Here is a 19341-nt window from a genome sequence, read left to right as displayed (position 1 = left end):
AACAGACGTGAACAGTCCTAGCGCCGTTGCGGCGGAGCGTTCGGATCGGTTTCCTTGAGATGGAGCTTGAGGCCTTCGACAAGGGCGCTGAACACGGCACGGCATCGCGGTGAGGTCTTGAGGTTCTCGTGCATCGCGACCCAGGTGTGCAGCGGAATGTCGATTTTCGGAAGGACCTGGACGAGACGCGGATCCTTGCGCGCCAGACCGATCTGGCAGACGCCGATGCCCGCGCTGGCGCGGATCATGGCAAGCTGGGCGAGGTTGCTGTCGGCGCGGATTTCGAAGGAAATCTCTTCAATATCGGGTATTTCCGGATCGAGCGAACGCATCCGCTGAATAGCCGCCCGGATAAAGGGCGTCTTGCGGTCGAAACCGACCATGCGGTGGTGGTTGAGGTCTTCCATGCTTTCCGGAGCGCCGGCTTTTGCCAGATAGTCGCGCGTCGCATGAAATCCCAGGCGAAAATTGCCGATGTAGCGCATGACGATCGCATCCTGCTGCGGTTCGGTCATGCGAATGGCTATATCCGCCTCACGCCGTAAAAGGTCTTCCAGCGTATCGGAGAGCGAAAGCTCGATTTCAAGCCGCGGATGAACTTCCTGCATGGCTGCGATGATCGGTGGCAGCATTTCCACACCGATAATATCCGATGCGCTGATACGCACGGTGCCTTCGATCTTGCCGACCTCACCCGAGGCCGCACGCATGAGGGCTGCGGTCGTCGCGGCCAGATTTTCCGCATAGGGCCGAAGTGCTAGCGCTGCTTCCGTCGGCATCAGGCCGTGCGGCGAGCGGATGAAGAGCGGAAAGCCGACAGCCTCTTCCAGCGCGCCGATATGGCGTCCCGCCGTCGGCTGGGTGATGCCGAGTTCGCGGGCGGCGGCGGAAAGCGAACCGTCGCTTAGCACGCTGAGGAAGGTGCGGTAAAAATCCCAGCTGATGTCGCGGCTTCTGGTCATAATATTTTGTATAGCCGCTCCACTGATTTCGATAATTTCGTATACCGCGGAACGGGACGATACTCCAGCCCATAACAAGGAGTACGGCGATGATATATGAAAACCAGGTAAATGCGGCTGAGAATGCCAGGCCTTTGGCCCTGATCGTCGGGGCAAATGGCGGTGTCGGCAGCCAGATTTCGAAGATGCTGCTGCTGCGCGGCTGGCGGGTGAGGGCGATGACACGTCAGCCGGTGTCCGCCTCAGCGACAGATGGTGTCGAGCGCGTGACCGGCGATGCCATGAACCGGCAGGATGTGGTGGAGGCTGCAAAAGGCGCGCAGCTTGTCGTCCATGCGGTCAATCCTCCCGGATATCGCAACTGGGACAGGCAGGTGCTGCCAATGCTGGACAACAGCATTGCCGCTGCTGAAGCCTGTGGAGCGAGGATCGTGTTTCCCGGCAGCGTCTATAATTTCGGCCCGGACGCCTTTCCGCTTTTGACGGAAGACAGCCCGCAAAAGCCCTTTACCCGCAAGGGTACGCTGCGTGTGGAGATGGAACGACGGCTGAAAATGGCGTCAATGCGCGGCATTCCCGTTCTGATCGTCCGCGCGGGTGATTTTTTCGGCCCGGACGCGAAAAACAACTGGTTTTCGCAGATGCTGGTGCGGCCGGGCAAGCCGGTTCGCAGCGTCCAGAATCCCGCAGCGCCCCATGCCGGGCATCAATGGGCCTATCTGCCTGACGTAGCCGAGACGATCGGGCGGCTGCTTGACCGCGCCGAGGAGCTTTCGACCTTTGCGGTCTATCACATGGAGGGTTTCTGGGATTTCGACGGGATGCAATTGACCGGTGCGATCGAACGGGCCGTTGGCCATCCGGTCAAGCGGCGGCGGCTATCCTGGTTGGGCATAAAGCTGGCGGCGCCCTTCGTTCCCCTGTTCCGGGAGGTGCTGGAAATGCAATATCTCTGGCAGATGCCGATCCGGATGAGCAACCGCAAGCTCACGGATTTTCTCGGAACGGAACCGAAAACACCCATCGATATAGCGGTATCCACGACATTGGCGAGCCTCGGCTGCCTTGAAGAGGTACCGAAAGCGGCGGGCCTTCACCATCCGGCCGATGCCGGGGGCAGGGTGTGATGGCGACCGCGGTGAACGGGATGTCCGCTCGGCGTCGACTATTCGCGGTGATTTCGGCCATTGTGCCGGTGCTGATTTTTGCGCAGGTGCTGCTAGCCGGACTGTCGATCTATTATGATGGATCGCTGATTTCCCTGCACAAGGGGCTTGGCATGTTGATCGCCATTCCCATCGTGTCGCTGGTGGTCCTTGCCCTGCGCTACGACGAGGTCCGACCCAACCTTGCCCGTGCCGTCGCGCTGCTGGCTCTCTACTGCCTCCAGGTGGCCCTGATGAGCATCGGGCGGGAAACCGGAAATGGCCTGCTGCAGGCGCTGCATGTGGCCAATGCCTTCGTCATGGGGGCGTTTTCCGACTTTGCCGCGCGGCAGGCGCGCAGCCTGTCCTGAAACGGCAAACGCCGCACTGCTTTGAAGCAGTGCGGCGTTTTGTATTTGTCGATGATTATCAGCCAAGAGCAGGATAGTCGGTATAACCTTCAGCTCCGCCACCATAGAAGGTTGGCTGGTTCGGCTCGTTCAGCGGTGCGTCATCCTTCAGGCGGCGCACCAGATCCGGATTGGCGATGAAGGCTTTGCCGAAGGCCACGGCATCGACTTTGCCGCTTTCCACGGCCTCGATGGCGCTCTGGCGGTCGTAGCCATTGTTGGCGATCCAGAGGCCCTTGCCGCCGGCATTGCGATAGGCGGCCTTGAAGGCGACGTAATCGAAAGGCTTGTCGCCCTGCTTGAAGTCGCGCGGACCACCCGTTGCACCTTCAACAACATGGATGAAGGCGAGACCCCGCTTGCCAAGCTCTTCCGCCACATAGTTATAAAGCGGCTGCGGATCGGCCTCGAAAATGTCGTTGGCGGGGGTGACGGGAGAAAGGCGAATGCCGGTGCGACCGGCGCCAATCTCTTCCGCAACCGCGTCCACGACTTCCAGCAGGAAGCGGGCGCGGTTTTCGATGGAGCCACCATACTCATCGGTGCGCTGGTTGGTGCTGGATTTCAGGAACTGTTCGATCAGATAACCATTGGCGGCGTGGATTTCGACGCCGTCAAAACCGGCCTCAAGCGCTGCGCGCGCACCGGTGCGGTAGTCTTCAAGGATAAGGCCGATATCGTCGATGGTCAGTGCACGCGGCTCGGAGGTTTCCGCAAAGGCGCCGGTGCCGTCATCATTGATGATATAGGTCTTCGACTTGGCGGGGATGGCCGAAGGGGCGACAGGCTGGCCGCCATGCGGCTGGAGCGACGTGTGGGAAATGCGCCCTACGTGCCAGATCTGCGCAACAATCTTGCCGCCTGCCGAATGCACGCCGTCGGTGATCTTTTTCCAGCCTTCGACCGCTTCCTGCTTGTAGAGGCCGGGAACATCCGCATAACCCTGACCCTGCTGGGAAATCGGTGTGCCTTCCGTGACGATCAGCCCGGCTGTCGCGCGCTGTTCGTAATAGGTGGCGTTGAGGTTATTGGGAATTGCCCCCGGCGAACGGTTGCGGGTGAGGGGGGCCATGACGATACGGTTGGCGAGTGCGATATCGCCGGCCTGTGCCGGTTCGAAAAGACTGGTCATGCGACTTCACTTTCTGGTCGGTTGGCGAAATTGCGCGGGGGACGCGCTCTCTGTTTGTTTCGGGCATCGAACCCTGTGAAAACCGGATTACCGTCTTCGGTTCGATGCCCTGGTCTTGAAGCTTGGGAGGCTCAAAGATTGGCTTGCAGATAATTGCGGAAAGCGTCGATGGTTTCCTCGTTACGTTCGAAAAACACCCATTGCCCGACTTTCTTCGACCTTATCAGGCCAGCTGCCTGTAGAACCGCCAGATGGGACGACACGGTCGATTGCGACAGGCCGCTGATCTGGAACTGGTTGGCGCATACACCCATGCTGAGCGGATGATCCTGACAGAAGTGGTTTTCCGGGCACTTCAGCCATTCAAGGAACTTCAGCCTTGCAGGGTGGGAAAGGGCTTTGAGGATTTCCTCCGGGTTCATCTGTGCTTCTCTAATATCTGGTACGTTCGATATTTATATCGATAATTTCCGATATACAATTCACGTATCCGTGAATGCTATCGACCGTCGCCATATGGCTTCCAAAAAAGAAGGCCGCTGGATTTCTCCGCGGCCTGACAAGTTTGAAGGTCAAAACCTCCAGAGGGGAACAGCTGTCGCGTGCATAGGCAAGCGTGACAGCTGATTGAAATATGGGAGCGGCAATAATGCAAAACAAGGTTGCATCATGCGATATTTCGCGAAATTGGGGAAAATTCTTGCGGGTAAAAAAAGAGGGCCGCCGGATAGATCCAGGGCCCTTTAAGTGTGAAGGTCAAAAACCTCCAGAGGGGAACAGCTGATGCGGTGGAACTGGGAGGAAAAGCCACCGTGTGCATCAGCTGAGAGCGATATGGTGCTTTTTTGTGCACGAAACAACTCTTTTTTGTGCAGGTCAGGCATGCGTATCACGCAGGTCTGCATATTTCCGGTATATTTTCTGTGCAAAGCTGGCATGAAGCCTGCCCGGCGCATGGCTGCGCCAGACAGGCCAACTCCATGAAATAGTATGATGTTTTGTGGCGTTGGCCTATTTAAACGTCAGAAATTCCAGTTTCGGGCTTTTGCCACGATGAAGTCTCTGAAGGCTTTCAGCTTTGCGGCGTTTTTCATCTCGTCCGGATAGCAGAAATAGGTATCGAACGAGGGAATATCTGCGGCGAGCGACAGCTGAATCAATCCGGGATCGCGACCGACGATATAATCCGGCAAGCAGGCGATGCCGATTCCCAGCAGGCAGGCGCGCTTGATCGAGGTCTGGCTGTTGATCTGCAGATGCGGCGTGCGCGTATTGTCGGAAGAGCGTCCGGCATTTTCCAGCCAGTTAACGTCCAGCAGATAGTTGGGCGCCGGTTCACCGAAGGAGATGATGCGGTGATTGTCCAGATCCTCGATCGATTGCGGCTCGCCGTGGCGATTGATGTAGGACGGCGCGGCGTAAACGTGCATGTGCACCGTGAACAGCTTGCGCTGAATGAGGTCCGACTGCTGCGGCTGGCGCAGGCGGATGGCGCAATCGGCGTGACGCATGTTCACGTCCAGCTCCTCATTGTCGAGGATGAGCTGGATCGACATTTCCGGATAGAGCTGCAGGAATTCCTGCACCTTGTCCGTCAGCCAGCCCTGGCCGAGACCAACGGTCGTCGTCACGCGCAGCTTGCCGCTCGGCTTCTCCGTCGTTTCGGTGAGCTGCATCTTGACGGTTTCGAGCTTCAGCAGCACGTCATGGGCGGTGCGGTACAGCAACTCGCCCTGTTCCGTGAGGATGAGACCGCGAGCGTGGCGATGGAACAGCTTGACGCCGACGTCCTGCTCCAGCGCGCTGACCTGACGGCTGATGGCCGACTGGGACAAATGCAGCTTGTCGGCAGCGTGGGTGAAAGACCCCGCTTCGGCAGCCGCATGAAAAATGCGCAGTTTATCCCAGTCCAAGGGCATTGCCATGCCTATCCTGCCTTTCGGTTATTCCGCTGCGACCGCGAGCGGTTGTTGCGCGGTGAGATAACGTTCCGCTTCCAGCGCGGCCATGCAGCCCATGCCGGCGGCGGTGATCGCCTGACGGTAAATGTCGTCGGTGACGTCGCCGGCTGCGAAGATTCCTTCCACGTCGGTTGCCGTGGAATCGGGGGCGGTCCACATGTAGCCGTTGTCCTTCAGCTTCACCTTGCCCTTGAAGAGTTCAACCGCCGGCGCATGGCCGATGGCGACGAAGACGCCGTCGATGGGGAATTCGCTGATCGTGCCGGTCTTGGTGTCGCGCAGCTTCACGCCGGAAACGGAGGGCGGCATTGGCGGCTTTGCGGGCGCGCCGGTAATTTCAGCGATCTCCGTGTTCCAGAGAATCTTGACGTTTTCCTTGGCGAACAGCCGTTCCTGCAGGATTTTCTCCGAGCGGAAACTGTCGCGGCGGTGCACGACGGTGACCGATTTGGCGATATGGGCGAGGTACAGCGCTTCTTCCACGGCGGAGTTGCCGCCGCCGACCACGATCACATCCTTGTTGCGATAGAAGAAACCGTCGCAGGTGGCGCAGGCGGAAACACCGAAGCCCTGAAAATGCTGCTCGCTCTCGATGCCGAGCCACTTGGCCTTGGCGCCTGTGGCGATGATCAGCGTGTCGGCGGTCCAGACCTGACCGGAATCGGTCTTGGCCACGAAAGGCCGAGTCGTGGTGTCAACTTCGGTGACGAGGTCGCTGACGATTTCCGCGCCCACATGCGTTGCCTGCTTCAGCATCTGATCCATCAGCCAGGGGCCCTGGATCGGATCGGCGAAGCCCGGATAGTTTTCGACATCGGTGGTGATCATCAGCTGACCGCCCTGTTCCATGCCGGCAATCAGCACGGGTTTGAGCATTGCGCGGGCCGCGTAGATCGCCGCGGTATAACCGGCGGGACCAGAGCCTATGATCAATACCTTCGTGTGGCGGGCAGACATGGGAAACATTCCTTTCAATAGCGGGGTCTTTCGCAACGGTGCCTTTTTGCACCGAGCCTTCCAGCCGCATGACGGCGGACGGGCAACACCCCTTCATTGCCCGGTATTTAAGGTTGTCTAGTGCCTTTATTCAAGGGCAGCCTTGCGTTACCAACAAGGCAGTTGTGGATGTGCGCGCAATTTTGTGACCGGCCGGCGGCATATTCTTGCGAATCCCGCGCCGAATAGTACAAGGAACTTCTCCAGCTTAACGAGGAACGTCTCCGTGACCAGCGTCGAACTCGATGCCATCGATCTGAAAATCCTGCGCGAATTGCAGCGCGACGGGCGCATGACCAATGTGGAACTGGCCGAAAGGGTCGGTATTTCCGCTCCGCCCTGCCTCAGGCGCGTCCGCAAGCTGGAAGAGGCGGGCGTGATCGAGGGTTATCACGCCATGTTGAACGCGCCGAAGCTCGGTTTTGATCTCGTCGCCTTCTGCATGGTCGGTCTCAAGCGTCAGTCGGACAGCAATCTGAAGGCCTTTGCCGGGGCAACCGCCGGCTGGTCGCTGGTGCGACAGGCCTGGATGGTGTCAGGCGAAAGCGATTTTCTGCTGCATTGCGTTGCCAGAAACCTGACGGAGTTTCAGGATTTCGTCATCGAGGTTCTGACGGCGGACGAAAATGTCGATACGGTGCGTACCATGCTCACCATTCGGCAGGTCAAGCGCGTCGGTCTGGTGGAAATCTGATCGGCAGGCTTTATTCTTGCCTTGAGACGCATTACCCGCGCCGCAAAGCCTCATAGACTTCGCCGAGACTCGTGGCTTCTTTTTCAAGCGGAAATGTGCTGCGCACATGCGCGAGACCGGCACGGGCATGGCTCTCGGCCAGAGCCGGATCGGCAAGATAGGTCCTTATCGCATCCCTGAGCGATGCATAGTCACCCGCTTCAACGACTGCGCCGGTCTCGCACTTGACGATCATCTCCTCATAGGCGCCGGCAGTGCTGGCGACGACGGCCGTTTCCGACGCCATGGCCTCTAGTGGTGTCAAGCCGAAACCTTCGTTGCGCGACGGCGCGACATAGAGCGTCAGCCGCCGGTACCACGGCTTGATGTCGTCCACCTCACCCTGAAACACGATGCGGTCCGAAAGGCCGGCGGCCTTGACGCCGGCCTCAAGTGTTTCGGCAAAAGCCTTGTGTTCCGCCGTCACACGGCCGGAAACCACGGCTGTCCATTGCGGGTAGTCGTGCAGGAGTTCGATCATGGCGCGCACGAAGAGGTCAGTGCCCTTCTGGTGGCGCACCCGTCCGAAGCAGCCGATCAGATATTGGCCCGGCAGGCCGGTTGCCGCGATCGTGTCCTCGGGGCCTTCTCCCGGATGAAATAGCTCGGTATCGACGCCATGCATGACGACGTGGTGGGGCACTTCCAGAAACGAGCCGGAGCGGCCGCTTGTCGCGACCACCGCATCCATCTTTGAAATCAGAAAGCGGGTATAGGCGGAATGCCGCCTCTGCGCTGCCGAGGTGAACAGCAGCTTCACCTTCATACGCAGCACATCGCGCATGAAAATACCCGGCAACATTTCAAGATTGCGGCGGGCATGCCAGATACGCGGGCCGCCCTGCGGGCCGTTTTGCCAGAGCCGCCACAGATCGCGGAAGCGCACATGCGGCAGATGCGGCGGCAGGCCCGGCCCGATGACGGCCACCTTCTGCCCCAGCCGGTTCTGCACGGGAATGAGCTGAACGATAGTGGAGGTGACGCCGGAGAGCCTGCGTTTGAAGTTCGGCGCAAGCACCTGCACATCTTTCAGACTGACGTGGGACAAGATGGGCTTCCGTCTTTGCGGCTAATGCGGGGGGATTGAAGACGTCAAAAAAAGCAATGCGCCCGCCTGGGGCGCATTGCACGTGAGGGCATCAGCCCCACTGTACCGCGAGAATCTCGTAGCCCTTGGCGCCGCCGGGGGCGTTGACTTCGATGCTGTCGCCGACTTCCTTACCGATGAGAGCGCGGGCGATGGGCGAGGAAATGGAGATGCGGCCGGCCTTCACATCGGCTTCCTGGTCGCCGACGATCTGATAGGTCTTTTCCTCGTCGCTGTCCTCGTCCACCAGCTTGACGGTGGCGCCGAACTTGATCTTGGAGCCGGACATCTTGGAAAGGTCGATGACCTCCGCGCGTGCGGTCAGGTCTTCGAGTTCGGTGATGCGGCCTTCATTGTGGCTCTGCGCTTCCTTGGCAGCATGGTACTCGGCGTTTTCCGAAAGGTCGCCATGGGCGCGCGCTTCCGCAATCGCCTCGATGATACGGGGACGTTCCTCCTGCTGGCGCCAACGCAGCTCCTCCTGCAGCTTGACGAACCCACCCTGAGTCATCGGTACTTTTTCTACCATTTTTTTATCCTTCGCAGTCCTGTCGCTTTACTTGCAGACACAAAAAGAAACAGGTTCCGGAGAGGAACTCCGGAACCATGCCAAAATCATAACTGAGCCGACTATATCAGAAGACGACAGCGAAATGCCAGCAAATTTGAGGCAGGAATATTTCTTCATTTATTCAGCGCCTTAACCGACAAGATTGACATTTTTCAATAGAACATATAGTGAACATAATCATGAAGAAGTCAATCAGGCAACGGCTGGCCATTCTTTCCGATGCGGCCAAATACGATGCGTCCTGCGCCTCCAGCGGCACGACGAAACGCAACTCTGCCGCGTCCGGTGGGCTTGGTTCCACAGAGGGGTCTGGCATTTGCCATGCCTATGCGCCGGACGGGCGCTGCATTTCGTTGCTGAAAATCCTGCTCACCAATTTCTGCATTTATGATTGCGCCTATTGCATCAACCGTTCTTCCAGCAATGTCGAGCGGGCGCGCTTTACCGCCGAGGAGGTGGTGTGGCTGACGCTGGAGTTCTATCGACGCAATTATATCGAGGGGCTGTTTTTGTCCTCCGGCATCATCCGCTCTTCCGATCACACGATGGAAGAGATGGTGCGGGTGGCGCGGGAACTGCGCGTTACGCATGGGTTTCGCGGTTATATCCATCTGAAATCCATTCCCGAAGCATCGCCAAAGCTTATTGAGGAGGCGGGGCTTTACGCTGACAGGCTGTCTATCAATATCGAACTACCGACGGATAGCGGCGTCAATCGTTTCGCACCGGAAAAGCAGCCCGCCAATATTCGCCGCTCGATGGCCGATATCCGGTTGAAGATCGAGGAGGCGGGGGAGCCGACCGTCCGGACACGCAAGACCATACGTTTTGCTCCCGCCGGGCAGAGCACGCAAATGATCGTGGGGGCTGACGGAGCCGATGACAGCACCATTCTTTCCACCAGCGCCCGGCTTTATGGCAGTTACGGTTTGCGGCGCGTCTATTATTCGGCCTTCAGCCCCATTCCCGATTCGTCGAAGAGCCTGCCGCTCATCAAGCCGCCGTTGATGCGGGAGCACCGTCTTTACCAGGCGGACTGGCTTTATCGTTTTTACGGTTTCGATATTGGCGAGATAACCGCGATCGGCGGCGATGGCATGCTCGATCTCGATATCGACCCGAAGCTGGCCTGGGCGCTCAAAAATCGCGAGCGCTTTCCGGTGGATGTCAATGTGGCGGATCGGGAAATGCTGCTGCGCGTGCCCGGCTTCGGCACCAAGACCGTGGCCTCAGTCCTGTCGTCACGCCGCTTCCGGCGGTTGCGGCTGGAGGATATCGCCCGCTTTGGCGTTTCCCTCAAAAAGGTGAAGGCCTTTATCGTGGCGGAAGGCTGGACGCCTGGCAAGCTGACCGAGCGGCCGGATTTGCGGGCGATGTTTGCACCCCAGCCCGAACAATTGTCGCTGTTGTGATGTACAGCACGGTTCTGGAAGGGCGGGGCGACTTCGGCGAGTGGCGGGATGCCGCCCGTGCGGCGCTTGCCGCGGATATTCCGCCTGACATGATTGACTGGCAGCTGCGGAATGACGGCGCCGGGCTTTTCGATTTTGCCGGAGAGGCGTTGCCGGTTCCGGGTGCGCGTGGCGCGCAAGTGTCCGTTCCGGCCTCCTTCGTGGCTTTGGCGCAAGCCATTATCTGTCACAGCGATCCGGGCCGTTTCGCGCTGCTTTACCGGTTGCTGTGGCGGCTGAAGCGCGATCGGGCCCTGTTGCAGTTCAAGTCCGATCCGGATGTTTCAGAGGTTCGGCTGCTTGAGAAATCGGTGCGCCGGGATTGTCACAAGATGACGGCCTTCGTCCGTTTCAAGGAATTGCTCCTGCCACAGGGGCAGGGCGGGCGGCGGCGTTTCGTGGCATGGTTCGAGCCGGATCATTTCATCGTCGAGCGAACGGCCCCGTTTTTCCAGCGGCGGTTTACCGACATGGATTGGCTGATCGCGACGCCGAACGGCTCTGCACAATGGGATGGAGACGTGCTCAATACATCGCGGCAGGCGCTTCCGAAGCCGGAATTGACGGATGAGACGGACGAGCTGTGGCGAACCTATTATGCCAATATATTCAATCCGGCGCGGCTGAAGATAAAGGCGATGACGGCGGAGATGCCGAAGAAATACTGGAAAAATTTACCGGAAGCGGACCTTATTCCCGGTCTCGTTCTGGGTGCCGAGGCGCGGGTGCTGGAGATGGCGGCGAAGGCGGCAAGTCAGCCGCAGCCATTTCACCACCGCCTGCAGGCCGCCGCCTCGGCGCGGGAAATGCCGCAGCCGGTGCCGGACGGTACGCTGGCGTCGCTGGCGCGGGAGGCCAGCCAATGCACGCGCTGTGCCCTGCATTGCAAGGCGACCCAGACGGTTTTCGGCATGGGGCCGGAGGATGCGACAGTCATGATTGTCGGTGAACAGCCTGGTGATCATGAGGATCTTGCCGGAAAACCTTTCGTGGGTCCCGCGGGTCAGCTGTTAGACCGGGTTCTGGCCGAAGCCGGCATTGACCGCAAAAAGCTGTATGTCACCAACGCCGTCAAACACTTCAAATACGAAACCCGCGGCAAACGGCGCATTCACCAGCGACCGAACGCTGGTGAAGTGGAGCAATGCCGCTGGTGGCTCAACCGCGAAATTGCGCTGGTGCGACCGAAGCTGGTCGTTGCCATGGGTGCGACGGCGCTTTATGCGCTGACCGGCGGCAAGGAAAAGATATGGGAAATACGGGGTCGCCCGATACCGATGCAGGAAGGGCGGACGCTTTTTATCACGGTGCATCCCTCCTATCTCCTGCGGCTCCCCGATGCGCAGGAGAAAGAGCGGGAAATGCTGATGTTCAAAAAGGAGATCGAGTTCATAAGCCTATTCGAATAGAATTCTTCTTATATTCGCATATTATTATTTATGTTCAATTGATAATCGATTTATAGCTTACCTTTTATTATTTGTTATTCTTATTGAAATTTTATACTTAATATTATAATTGAAATTATTCTATTTATTCAATGCGTGGACCTATTATGCTAGGCGAACTTGATCTTGCGACCGTCATACTGATGCAGAAGTGTTCCTACATCGTTGGGTTGCTGAGTTTTATCTATCTGAAGCTCACAAATCGCGGTTTGCGTGGACCGGCTGCCCTGGCGGCCGGCTTTGCTTCCATGACGATCGGCTCCACGCTCGCCGGTTACGGCGAATGGGGCATCATGTCGCCGGTCCTGTGGCAGTTGGGCAGTATCGTCTTCGGTATTGTGGGTTATGCGCTGATCTGGCTCGGCCTGAAAATCCTGAGCGACGGACGCTCTGCCAGCAAGCGGACCATAGTGGCGGTCTGTCTCATCGCCCTGCTGGCGATTGTTCTCGCGCAGCAGGTGGCGGACAATAATGTTTATCGCGCGGCGTTGTTCAACGGCTGCGCAGCTCTGGCCTATCTTGCAGGGTCAGGCGGGCTTTTTGCCCGGTGGCGCAGGGAACCGCTTCTGTCCCGTTTGGCGCTCGGCGCGATTTCCGGCATTTCCGGCCTGATTTCGCTTTCGGTGGTGAAGAGCGTGCTTTTCCCCCAATATGCCACCATCGACCTGGTCAATGCGTTTTTCTTCATCATCACGCTGAACTTTGCCATTGCCCTGTTCGTAATGGTGCTGGTGGCCGAACGGTCCGAGCGGAAATTGCTGGTTCTCGCGCATACCGATCCACTGACAGGGGTGAAGAACCGGCGCTTCTTTTTCCAGACCATGCCGGCGGTGCCCGATCCTGCCGATGCGGCCATGCTGCTCGATATCGATCACTTCAAGTCGATCAACGACCGCTTCGGACATGCCGTTGGTGACAGCGTTCTTCAGGAAGTGGCGAAGCGCATCGGCGGCAGCATCCGTGGCGGCGATGTCCTGGCGCGTTATGGCGGCGAGGAATTCATCATCTTCCTGCCGGGCGCCGGCGTCCACAAGGCCTGCACGATCGGCGAACGCATTCGCGATGCGGTTTCCGTAACGGAGGTCGATTGCGGCGGTTTGCGTGTCGGCGTGACGATCAGTATCGGCGTTGCGACCACCGGCGAAATGGGCTGCGATCTCCAGACTTTGGCGGAAATGGCGGACCGCGCGCTCTATCGGGCCAAGACAGAAGGACGCAATTGCGTTCGCGAGGCGCTGGCCGCGTGAGGCCTGCCAGTCTTCGATGATCAAAGCAAAACGCCGCGGGCATGGTGACCCGCGGCGTTTTGTTATGTCCGCGCCGGAAACCCCTTGGGGCTTCCGCGCTTGTCCTTACTGGAAATAGTTCTGCAGCGGCTTCACTTCCAGATTGCCGGCCTTCAGCGCCTGGATGGCGAGGGCTGCGGCTTCCGCACCGGCCATCGTCGTGTAGTAGGGCACCTTCTGCATCAGCGTTGCGCGACGCAGCGACTTGCTGTCCGAAATCGCCTTGTTGCTGTCTGTGGTGTTGATGACGAGCTGGACCTGACGGTTGCGGATAGCGTCCTCAATATGCGGGCGGCCTTCCTGCACCTTGTTGATCTTTTCGGCATTCACGCCCTGCTCGGCAAGGAAACGCTGGGTGCCGCCGGTTGCCAGCACCTTGAAACCGCTCTCCACCAGAATGCGGATGGCCGGCAGAACACCTTCCTTGTCGTCGTCACGCACTGAGACGAAGACCGTGCCGGAGCGCGGCAGGTCGACGCCGGCGCCGAGCTGGCTCTTGGCGAAGGCGAGCGCAAAATCCGTGTCGAGGCCGATGACTTCGCCGGTCGAGCGCATTTCCGGTCCGAGCAGGATGTCGACGCCGGGGAAGCGGGCGAAGGGGAAGACCGCTTCCTTGACGGCGATGTGCTTCAGGTTGCGCGGATCAGGCTTCTGGCCATAGGCGGCAATCGCCGGCTCAAGCTTCTCGCCGGCCATGACGCGGGCGGCGATCTTGGCAATCGGCGCGCCGATGGTCTTCGCAACGAAAGGCACGGTGCGCGAGGCACGCGGGTTGACTTCGAGAACGTAGATCGTGCCGTCCTTGATGGCGTATTGCACGTTCATCAGGCCGCCGACATTGAGCGCCTTTGCAAGCGCAGTCGTCTGGCGTTCCAGTTCGTCGAGGGTTTCCTTGCTGAGCGAACGGGACGGTAGCGAGCAGGCCGAGTCGCCCGAATGGATACCGGCTTCTTCGATGTGTTCCATGATGCCGGAAACGAAGACGTTTTCGCCATCGCACAGCGCATCGACGTCCACCTCGACGGCGTTGGTCAGGTAGCTGTCGAACAGCAGCGGGTTCTTGCCGAGCAGGGTGTTGATCTGGCCGGTCTTGTCGTTCGGGTAACGCTGCTTGATGTCCTCGGGCACCAGGCCCGGAACCGTGTCGAGCAGATAGGTCTGGAGCTGGCCTTCCGAATGGATGATCTGCATGGCGCGGCCACCCAGAACGTAAGACGGGCGAACGACCAGCGGGAAGCCGATTTCGGAGGCGACGAGGCGAGCCTGCTCGACCGAATAGGCAATGCCGTTGTTCGGCTGGGCAAGATCAAGCTTCATCAGCAGCTTCTGGAAGCGGTCGCGGTCTTCGGCAAGGTCGATCATGTCAGGCGCAGTGCCGAGGATCGGGATACCGTTCTTTTCCAGTGCTTCGGCAAGCTTCAGCGGGGTCTGGCCGCCAAACTGCACGATGACGCCAACAAGCTCGCCCTTTTCCTGCTCGGCGCGCATGATCTCGATTACGTCTTCGGCGGTGAGCGGCTCGAAGTAGAGGCGGTCGGAGGTGTCGTAGTCGGTGGAGACGGTTTCCGGGTTGCAGTTGATCATGATCGCTTCGAAGCCGGCATCCTTCAGCGCGAAGGCGGCGTGGCAGCAGCAATAATCGAACTCGATGCCCTGGCCGATACGGTTCGGGCCACCGCCGAGGATGACGACCTTTTTGCGATCCGAAACCTGCGCTTCCGAGCGGGCAGCGCCGACGAAGGGAATTTCATAGGTCGAATACATGTAAGCGGTCGGCGAGGCGAATTCGGCCGCGCAGGTGTCGATGCGCTTGAAGACCGGGCGAACGTTCAGGCTGTTGCGCAGCTCGGCCACTTCCTTCGGGCGCTTGGATGTCAGGCTGGCGAGGCGGGCATCGGAGAAGCCCATGGCTTTCAGCATGCGCAGGTTTTCCGCATCCTGCGGCAGGCCGTGTTCGCGAATGCGGGCTTCCGTATCAACGATGGCCTTGAACTGGGCGATGAACCAGGGATCGATCTTCGAGTTCTCGTGAACTTCCTCTTCCGTCATGCCCATGCGCAGCGCCTGTGCGACCATGCGCAGACGGTCCGGCGTCGGCGTGCCGATGGCGGCGCGGATGGCGTTCTTGGAGCCTTCGCCTTCTTCAAAGCCGGGGATTTCGATTTCATCGAGACCCGTGAGGCCGGTTTCCATGCCGCGCAGCGCCTTCTGCAGCGATTCGGCGAAGGTGCGGCCGATGGCCATGACTTCACCGACCGACTTCATGGCGGTGGTGAGGATCGGCGAAGCGCCCGGGAACTTCTCAAAGGCAAAACGCGGGATCTTGGTGACGACGTAGTCGATCGAAGGCTCGAATGAAGCAGGTGTCGCACCGCCGGTGATATCGTTTTCCAGCTCATCCAGCGTATAACCGATGGCGAGCTTGGCGGCTATCTTAGCGATGGGGAAGCCTGTTGCCTTGGAGGCGAGAGCGGACGAGCGCGAGACGCGCGGGTTCATTTCGATGACGACGAGGCGGCCGTCCTTCGGGTTGACGGCGAACTGAACGTTCGAGCCGCCGGTCTCAACGCCGATCTCGCGCAGCACCGCGATGGAGGCGTTGCGCATGATCTGGTATTCCTTGTCGGTCAAGGTCAGCGCCGGTGCAACCGTGATCGAGTCGCCCGTGTGGACACCCATCGGGTCGATGTTTTCGATGGAGCAGATGATGATGCAATTGTCCGCCTTGTCGCGGACGACTTCCATCTCATATTCCTTCCAGCCGAGAACCGATTCTTCGACCAGCACTTCCGTGGTCGGCGAGGCGTCGAGGCCGCCCGACACGATGTCGAAGAATTCAGAGCGGTTATAGGCAATGCCGCCGCCGGTGCCGCCAAGCGTAAACGACGGGCGGATGATCGCCGGCAGCCCCACGTGATCGATGGCCTGGGCGGCGATTGCCATGGCATGGGCCATATAACGCTGCTTGCGGTCGGTTTCGCCGAGGTTCCACTGGTTTTCGAGATCGTCCAGCGCCTTGTCGAGATCGGGGCCGGAAAGCTTGCCCTTCAGCTCGGTGCGGGCGGCTTCGTGTTTCTTGCGGTCAGCGTCCTTGATCTCGGTGGCGTTGGCCAGCATGGATTTCGGCGTTTCGAGGCCGATGCGCGCCATGGCTTCGCGGAAGAGGGCGCGGTCTTCGGCCATGTCGATGGCTTCCGGCTTTGCGCCGATCATTTCGACGTTGTAGCGGTCGAGAACGCCCATGCGCTTGAGAGACAGCGCGGTGTTGAGCGCGGTCTGGCCGCCCATGGTCGGCAGCAGTGCGTCCGGACGTTCCTTGGCGATGATCTTGGCGACGACTTCAGGCGTGATCGGCTCGACATAGGTTGCGTCGGCAAGGCCCGGATCGGTCATGATGGTCGCCGGGTTGGAGTTGACCAGGATGACCCGGTACCCTTCTTCCTTCAGCGCCTTGCAGGCCTGTGTGCCGGAATAGTCGAATTCACATGCCTGACCGATGACGATCGGTCCCGCGCCGATGATGAGGATGGACTTGATATCTTGGCGCTTCGGCATGGCTCTCTCGTTCCGCTTTTTGGTTGCGCAAAACACCGGCCAGGGTGGAAGATCACCGGCCGGGGAGCGCAATTCAAATGTTTTCAGGCTAGAAGCGGCTTATAGGCAAATGTTTTTGAGAACGGAACCCCATAAATTCCGGAATCGACAGAAACTCTTAACGGGCAGGGGCAAGGGCGGCAAAACGGGCCTGTACCGCTGCGCTGTAAGAGCGGCTGACGGGAATTTCCGCACCGTCATGCATCACTACATAAAGACGTCCCGTCTTTCTCAGCAGCGAGACCACACCAGCATCGGCCACCCAGTGGGAACGGTGCACCTGCAAGCCCTGCGTATCGCCGATTTCCCGCAGTGCATCGGCAAAGCGTAACAGAACGAGCTGGCGTCCGCGCGTGGTGACGATTTCGGTATAATGATCCTGCACGGAAAGGCGTAACAATTCACCACGCTTTTGCGGCGACAGCCGCTCCAGCAGCGGTGCGGTGTTTTTTATGCCGCGGTCTTCATCCTCCTCCATGTCCTTTGCCGCTTCGACAGCCTGACGCGCAGTGAGGTAGCTCAGCAGACAAAAGATCGCGCAGAGCGGCAAGGCGGTGAGGCTGCCCCTCAGTATGGCGAGGAAGCCGATGTTCCTGTCGTAAAAGGCATGGTTCGTAAGGGCGAGCAACAATCCGATCGGTAGGGATGAGAGCAGCGAGCCGATCATCATTCGCGTCAGCATACTCTCGATACTCCCCGCGAGGACGGCATTGGCGATGATGGAAAAGGCTATGGCGATTGCCCAGGCGCCGGTTTGAACGATCGTCCAGTAAAGCAGCCGGTCAGCGAAGCTCATGGTTTCGCTGGTCCCGAAAGGTCCGGTCAGAATGAAGATCGCCAATATGGCAAGAAATGTCAGCCACAGCCTGCGGGATTGCAGGACGGCGTGCATTTCACGAAGCGTGGATTGCAGATAAGGGTGATCCACGAAGTTTTCCTGCGATTGACGCCAATCGGTTTTTCTTTCGCGCATGTTTTGCCGAAATTGCCGGTGATTTCAACCAGGCCAGAACAGTAAACCCATGTCACTCCAGCCTTTGTTAGATGCACCGCTCGCCGTGCAATTCCATGTCCTGACCGTTGTGCCCGCAGCGTTTCTCGGGGCCTTTGTTTTTCTTCGCCCCAAGGGCACCGCCGTTCACCGGCTGCTGGGCAAGATCTGGGTGGCGTTGATGATCGTAACGTCCGTTTCGACCTTCTTCGTTCATGAATTGCGGATGTTTTACGGTTTTAGCCCGATCCACCTGCTTTCCATTTTCACCATATATGGCTGCCTGCAATCGGTCTATTTCGCGCGCCGTGGTGATATCGCACGCCATATGCGCATCATGCAGAGCGTTTATCTCGGTGGTATCGTGATTGCCGGCGGCTTCACCTTCGTTCCCGGACGCATCATGCATGAGGTTGCGTTCGGCGACGGGAAAGCCGGTCTTGCGGCTCTTTCCGCCGTCGCACTCGTCTTCGCCTTCCTGTTTCTGACAGTGTTGAGGCAAAGACGCAGAACCGTATGAAAGACTCCATTTGCCGCCTCTGCTTTCTTCCGGAACAAGATGTATTATAGTGCCGTTATAAGGCAGCTTGTTGAGGCGATATACGCCGGGAGAAGAGCATGGAATGGAGAGGGCGTCGCCAGTCGGACAATATCGAGGACCGGCGCGGCATGTCAGCGGGATCGGGGCCTTCGGGTAACGATCCTTTTTCCCGGGGTGGAATGCGCGTGCCGATCGGGCGTCGCGGTGGCGGTATTGGCATCGGCGGTATTCTGGTCATTCTCCTGATCAGCTGGGTGCTCGGCATCAACCCGCTGACGCTGCTTTCCGGCGGCGATATTTCATTGGATGGCGGCACCTCGCAGCAATCTGGCACCCAGCAGTCCGGCACCCGTCCGCAGGGTCAGTCGTCCGATGAAACGACGGCTTTCGTGCGCACTGTTCTGGCCGAGACCGAAGATACCTGGAGCGGCATTTTCCAGTCCGCTGGCGAAACCTATCAGAAACCGACGCTGGTGCTGTTTTCGGGCCAGGTATCGTCGGCCTGCGGTTATGCTTCGGCCGCCAGCGGCCCGTTCTATTGCCCGGGAGACCGCAAGGTTTATCTCGACACCAGCTTCTTCAAGGAATTGGACCAGCGTTTCGGTGCAGCCGGCGATTTCGCGCAGGCCTATGTGATTGCGCATGAGGTGGGCCATCACATCCAGAACCTGACCGGCGTCCTGCCGGAGTTCAACCGCCGCCGCCAGTCGATGAGCCAGGTGGATGCGAACAAGATGTCCGTGCGTGTGGAGCTTCAGGCGGATTGTTATGCCGGCATCTGGGGCAAGTTCACCGAACAGAAGGGTATTCTGGAAACCGGTGACCTCGAGGAAGCGCTCAATGCCGCCCACCAGATCGGCGACGACACCCTGCAAAAGCAGACTCAAGGCTATGTGGTGCCGGATAGTTTCAACCATGGCACCTCGGCGCAGCGCATGGAATGGTTCAAGCGCGGTTTCCAGAGCGGCCGTGTCGAGGATTGCGACACCTTCTCGGCAAATATGTGAGCAGACGGAAGAGGGGGCTTTCAGCC

Annotated in this window: 17 protein-coding genes; 8 read left to right on the top strand and 9 right to left on the bottom strand. The window is 59.0% G+C overall.

The genetic code is table 11. The features are described 5' to 3' along the window. Positions 1 to 17 precede the first annotated feature (17 nt). Positions 18 to 962 carry a LysR family transcriptional regulator gene (locus tag AC1ROR_RS08405; RefSeq protein ID WP_080835355.1) on the bottom strand — a complete coding sequence of 315 codons (945 nt, stop codon included), beginning with the start codon at positions 960 to 962 and terminating at the stop codon, positions 18 to 20. A gap of 89 nt (positions 963 to 1051) precedes the next feature. On the opposite strand from AC1ROR_RS08405, the gene AC1ROR_RS08400 reads away from it, so the two are divergent. Further along, positions 1052 to 2089 (top strand): NAD(P)H-binding protein, encoded by a 1038-nt coding sequence (locus tag AC1ROR_RS08400; RefSeq protein WP_498589115.1) that lies wholly within the window; start codon positions 1052 to 1054, stop codon positions 2087 to 2089. Further along, the gene (locus tag AC1ROR_RS08395; protein WP_498589114.1) at positions 2089 to 2478 is read left to right on the top strand and encodes a DUF6220 domain-containing protein; all 390 of its coding nucleotides are present in this window, start codon (positions 2089 to 2091) and stop codon (positions 2476 to 2478) included. The genes AC1ROR_RS08400 and AC1ROR_RS08395 overlap by 1 nt, the downstream gene beginning before the upstream one ends. Before the next feature lie 58 nt (positions 2479 to 2536). Here the strand turns inward: AC1ROR_RS08395 and AC1ROR_RS08390 are convergent, their stop codons facing one another. From AC1ROR_RS08390 to trxB, 4 genes are all read right to left on the bottom strand, one after another. Continuing rightward, complete coding sequence (locus tag AC1ROR_RS08390; protein ID WP_498589113.1) at positions 2537 to 3649, bottom strand: alkene reductase; 1113 nt, start codon at positions 3647 to 3649, stop codon at positions 2537 to 2539. Positions 3650 to 3780: 131 nt separating this feature from the next. Further along, positions 3781 to 4071, bottom strand: coding sequence for an ArsR/SmtB family transcription factor (locus AC1ROR_RS08385; protein ID WP_003494718.1), 291 nt, complete (start codon positions 4069 to 4071; stop codon positions 3781 to 3783). A 600-nt stretch (positions 4072 to 4671) separates the two neighbouring features. Then, entirely contained in the window at positions 4672 to 5568 is an 897-nt protein-coding gene (locus tag AC1ROR_RS08380; RefSeq protein WP_020011327.1) for a LysR family transcriptional regulator VtlR, read from the bottom strand. 24 nt (positions 5569 to 5592) lie between these two features. Then, entirely contained in the window at positions 5593 to 6567 is a 975-nt protein-coding gene (trxB, locus tag AC1ROR_RS08375; RefSeq protein ID WP_035220716.1) for a thioredoxin-disulfide reductase, read from the bottom strand. 265 nt (positions 6568 to 6832) lie between these two features. Between trxB and AC1ROR_RS08370 the strand changes: the two genes are divergently transcribed. Continuing rightward, a complete protein-coding gene (locus AC1ROR_RS08370; protein ID WP_498589112.1) occupies positions 6833 to 7300 on the top strand; it encodes an Lrp/AsnC family transcriptional regulator in 468 nt (155 codons plus the stop codon). 31 nt (positions 7301 to 7331) lie between these two features. Here the strand turns inward: AC1ROR_RS08370 and AC1ROR_RS08365 are convergent, their stop codons facing one another. Both AC1ROR_RS08365 and greA read right to left on the bottom strand, forming a co-directional pair. Beyond that, a complete protein-coding gene (locus AC1ROR_RS08365; protein ID WP_498589111.1) occupies positions 7332 to 8387 on the bottom strand; it encodes a glycosyltransferase family 4 protein in 1056 nt (351 codons plus the stop codon). Positions 8388 to 8478: 91 nt separating this feature from the next. Beyond that, positions 8479 to 8955 carry a transcription elongation factor GreA gene (greA, locus tag AC1ROR_RS08360; protein WP_003522847.1) on the bottom strand — a complete coding sequence of 159 codons (477 nt, stop codon included), beginning with the start codon at positions 8953 to 8955 and terminating at the stop codon, positions 8479 to 8481. Between the two features lie 221 nt (positions 8956 to 9176). Between greA and AC1ROR_RS08355 the strand changes: the two genes are divergently transcribed. The 3 genes from AC1ROR_RS08355 to AC1ROR_RS08345 all read left to right on the top strand — a co-directional run bounded on the left by AC1ROR_RS08355 (position 9177) and on the right by AC1ROR_RS08345 (position 13143). Continuing rightward, a complete protein-coding gene (locus AC1ROR_RS08355) occupies positions 9177 to 10409 on the top strand; it encodes a putative DNA modification/repair radical SAM protein (RefSeq protein ID WP_498589110.1) in 1233 nt (410 codons plus the stop codon). Beyond that, positions 10409 to 11857, top strand: coding sequence for a UdgX family uracil-DNA binding protein (locus AC1ROR_RS08350; RefSeq protein WP_498589109.1), 1449 nt, complete (start codon positions 10409 to 10411; stop codon positions 11855 to 11857). Before AC1ROR_RS08355 ends, AC1ROR_RS08350 begins: the two co-directional genes overlap by 1 nt. Before the next feature lie 146 nt (positions 11858 to 12003). Further along, positions 12004 to 13143 carry a GGDEF domain-containing protein gene (locus tag AC1ROR_RS08345; RefSeq protein WP_035220278.1) on the top strand — a complete coding sequence of 380 codons (1140 nt, stop codon included), beginning with the start codon at positions 12004 to 12006 and terminating at the stop codon, positions 13141 to 13143. A 105-nt stretch (positions 13144 to 13248) separates the two neighbouring features. On the opposite strand, the gene carB is transcribed toward AC1ROR_RS08345, so the two are convergent. Both carB and AC1ROR_RS08335 read right to left on the bottom strand, forming a co-directional pair. Then, a complete protein-coding gene (carB, locus tag AC1ROR_RS08340) occupies positions 13249 to 16737 on the bottom strand; it encodes a carbamoyl-phosphate synthase large subunit (RefSeq protein WP_080836763.1) in 3489 nt (1162 codons plus the stop codon). A 157-nt stretch (positions 16738 to 16894) separates the two neighbouring features. After that, positions 16895 to 17749, bottom strand: a complete 855-nt coding sequence (locus AC1ROR_RS08335; RefSeq protein WP_498589108.1) for a LytTR family DNA-binding domain-containing protein — start codon at positions 17747 to 17749, stop codon at positions 16895 to 16897. A gap of 49 nt (positions 17750 to 17798) precedes the next feature. Here AC1ROR_RS08335 and AC1ROR_RS08330 point away from each other — a divergent pair, with 49 nt between their 5' ends. Both AC1ROR_RS08330 and ypfJ read left to right on the top strand, forming a co-directional pair. Then, positions 17799 to 18287: a DUF2306 domain-containing protein gene (locus AC1ROR_RS08330; RefSeq protein WP_498589107.1), complete on the top strand. Its 489-nt coding sequence runs from the start codon at positions 17799 to 17801 to the stop codon at positions 18285 to 18287. Between the two features lie 98 nt (positions 18288 to 18385). Continuing rightward, positions 18386 to 19315, top strand: a complete 930-nt coding sequence (ypfJ, locus tag AC1ROR_RS08325; protein WP_498589106.1) for a KPN_02809 family neutral zinc metallopeptidase — start codon at positions 18386 to 18388, stop codon at positions 19313 to 19315. Positions 19316 to 19341 lie beyond the last annotated feature (26 nt).

It is taken from the genome of Agrobacterium sp. GW821-FHT14E08 (assembly GCF_058803865.1).
This window is presented reverse-complemented; position numbering and strand designations above follow the sequence as displayed.

Bases quoted from the DNA above. Each gene is read 5' to 3' on its own strand.
- AC1ROR_RS08385 (WP_003494718.1), bottom strand. From the start codon at position 4,071: ATGAACCCGGAGGAAATCCTCAAAGCCCTTTCCCACCCTGCAAGGCTG.
- AC1ROR_RS08350 (WP_498589109.1), top strand. From the start codon at position 10,409: ATGTACAGCACGGTTCTGGAAGGGCGGGGCGACTTCGGCGAGTGGCGG.
- carB (WP_080836763.1), bottom strand. From the start codon at position 16,737: ATGCCGAAGCGCCAAGATATCAAGTCCATCCTCATCATCGGCGCGGGA.
- AC1ROR_RS08330 (WP_498589107.1), top strand. From the start codon at position 17,799: ATGTCACTCCAGCCTTTGTTAGATGCACCGCTCGCCGTGCAATTCCAT.
- AC1ROR_RS08380 (WP_020011327.1), bottom strand. From the start codon at position 5,568: ATGCCCTTGGACTGGGATAAACTGCGCATTTTTCATGCGGCTGCCGAA.
- AC1ROR_RS08355 (WP_498589110.1), top strand. From the start codon at position 9,177: ATGAAGAAGTCAATCAGGCAACGGCTGGCCATTCTTTCCGATGCGGCC.
- AC1ROR_RS08390 (WP_498589113.1), bottom strand. From the start codon at position 3,649: ATGACCAGTCTTTTCGAACCGGCACAGGCCGGCGATATCGCACTCGCC.
- AC1ROR_RS08335 (WP_498589108.1), bottom strand. From the start codon at position 17,749: ATGCGCGAAAGAAAAACCGATTGGCGTCAATCGCAGGAAAACTTCGTG.
- AC1ROR_RS08395 (WP_498589114.1), top strand. From the start codon at position 2,089: ATGGCGACCGCGGTGAACGGGATGTCCGCTCGGCGTCGACTATTCGCG.
- ypfJ (WP_498589106.1), top strand. From the start codon at position 18,386: ATGGAATGGAGAGGGCGTCGCCAGTCGGACAATATCGAGGACCGGCGC.
- AC1ROR_RS08400 (WP_498589115.1), top strand. From the start codon at position 1,052: ATGATATATGAAAACCAGGTAAATGCGGCTGAGAATGCCAGGCCTTTG.
- greA (WP_003522847.1), bottom strand. From the start codon at position 8,955: ATGGTAGAAAAAGTACCGATGACTCAGGGTGGGTTCGTCAAGCTGCAG.
- AC1ROR_RS08405 (WP_080835355.1), bottom strand. From the start codon at position 962: ATGACCAGAAGCCGCGACATCAGCTGGGATTTTTACCGCACCTTCCTC.
- trxB (WP_035220716.1), bottom strand. From the start codon at position 6,567: ATGTCTGCCCGCCACACGAAGGTATTGATCATAGGCTCTGGTCCCGCC.
- AC1ROR_RS08345 (WP_035220278.1), top strand. From the start codon at position 12,004: ATGCTAGGCGAACTTGATCTTGCGACCGTCATACTGATGCAGAAGTGT.